The sequence below is a fragment of the Clostridium sp. genome (assembly GCF_040797585.1).
Taxonomy (GTDB): domain Bacteria; phylum Bacillota; class Clostridia; order Clostridiales; family Clostridiaceae; genus Clostridium_Z.
The window spans coordinates 1-1,907 of the sequence record NZ_JBFNEO010000315.1 but is presented as its reverse complement, the minus strand read 5'-3'; the positions used below and the strand labels follow the sequence as shown (position 1 = coordinate 1,907).

3 protein-coding genes are annotated in these 1,907 nt (G+C 25.5%); all 3 read right to left on the bottom strand.

Annotated elements, in window-relative coordinates:
• On the bottom strand, nt 1-321 hold a 321-nt coding region (locus tag AB2369_RS13140), incomplete at its 3' end, for a DUF3867 family protein (protein ID WP_367666922.1).
• 53 nt (nt 322-374) lie between these two features.
• Nucleotides 375-1,379 (bottom strand): tyrosine-protein phosphatase, encoded by a 1,005-nt coding sequence (locus AB2369_RS13135; protein ID WP_367666921.1) that lies wholly within the window; start codon nt 1,377-1,379, stop codon nt 375-377.
• Between the two features lie 42 nt (nt 1,380-1,421).
• Nucleotides 1,422-1,907 (bottom strand): hypothetical protein (locus AB2369_RS13130; RefSeq protein ID WP_367666920.1); only part of this gene is annotated, 486 nt, incomplete at its 5' end.

Below are 1,907 nucleotides of genomic sequence, written 5' to 3'. Positions count from 1 at the left end.
CATTTTCTTTCTAAGAGAATCATAATCCATATTCATATTCATATTAAAGTTTTGAGTTTCTATTCCCATACTTTTCATTTGGTTTTCTATATCTTCAAGGTTAAATCCATATCTTTTCATTATCTCTTTTTGTATATTAATTAATTTTTCTTGAGATATATTATTTTCTCTCATGTAATCATTTAAATTACTATATAAATCTTGCATATTTATTTGTCCTTGAGCCAAAGAAGAATATAACCCATATATATATTGCTCAAATTTATCTATGTCCTTGTCTCTTGCTTTATTTTTAATTTCATTGAAATCAATTATATCCATAATCTTCATCCTTTCAAAGAATATATTTTACTCTTCATCATCTATTTTAGTATTTAATATAAATAATAGTCTCTTAAATCTATTAATTTCTTCTTATCTAAATCATATTCTTTATATAGATAGTCTTCCATTGTTTTATAACTATCTATTATTGTATTAAAGGATTCTAGTATATACTCCTTTCTAACCCCCATTAAGGCATTAAAGATTTCAATACTCTCCTTATCCTTTATCATAGAAATTAAAGGTTCCATTAGCTTCTCATTATTACTTTTTATATACATATTAGTTGACATATAATCCTCTAATATGATTTCCTCTGGAACCCCAAGAATTGATAATATTAAAGCTGCTGCAAGACCAGTTCTATCTTTCCCTGCAGTACAATGAAAAGCTATGGGAGAACTATTTTTCTTACTTATATATCTAATAGTTTCTTTAAACGCTTCGTTGTTAATTACCATATCCTTATATGAATTTCTAAGCATATCTCTATCTATATTTCTTAAGCTACCTTCTTTTTTTATAAGATCAAACATGCTTAATCCTCTATCTTCTTTATCTAAAGCTTTCATTGCAGATATATTAAAAATTTCAATTCCCTCTATACTAGGATCTGGTTTTTCTTCAACCTCCCTAATGGACCTATAGTCAAATACAACCTTAATGCCTAAATCATTTATATAAGCTATATCCTCCTTAGTGAGAGTATATAAAGCATCTGAGCGATAAAACTTATTCCACTTTACTCTTCTTCCATCATAAGTCTTATATCCACCTAGGTCTCTAAAATTAACTACTCCCTTAAGAGGTATAAGCCTTTCTCCTAGAATTTCTCTATGGTATCCTTCCACCTCTAATACATAATAATTTCTAACCATTGGTTCTGGATCTTTAAATTTTATAAAGTTATCTTTTGTACATCCTATTAATTTAATATTATCATTTATCTTAGGAATATTTGTCCAATAAATTCTTACCTCTTTATTTATTGTACTATTCCAGCTGATAGTTATATTATCTCCCTGTCTTTCTAAAATTAAATCCTCTATATGCATTTTCTCCCCCTTGAATTTTTTATACTTAAAATTCTAATAGCTCTAATCTAATGTAAAATGACCATGATTTAATAATGACAAAATATCTTGTGGTTTTATTTTTGAAAGTAAATTCATATGATCTAAGTACTTTAGAAGATTATCATTTAAATCATCCTTCATATGAATTTTATTTATATTCAATATTAGTTCTTCTAAATGCTTGGTATCTATCTTATATCTCAATATAGATATTATTTTTAAATGTAGTAAATAAATATATATATCCTTATATTCTACATATTCTTCATAATTATTATTATCCTCTATTATAAGCTCTATTACTTTACTTAATGCTTCATTAATCTTTTCTATATTCTCGTCATATATAATGTCTATAGATTTTATTATATTAAAGCTAAGAGCTATTGTTTTCAGAAGATCCTCTTCTATAATAGATGCCTTATCTTTATCAAATAACTTATTTAAATTTAAAACATAGGGATTTCTAACAAATCCTTCTCTTAAAAACTCAACAAAGTTCTCTAT

What these genes read in the sequence shown, in the direction of transcription:
- AB2369_RS13135 (WP_367666921.1), bottom strand. Translation starts at nt 1,379, where the DNA reads ATGCATATAGAGGATTTAATTTTAGAAAGACAGGGAGATAATATAACT.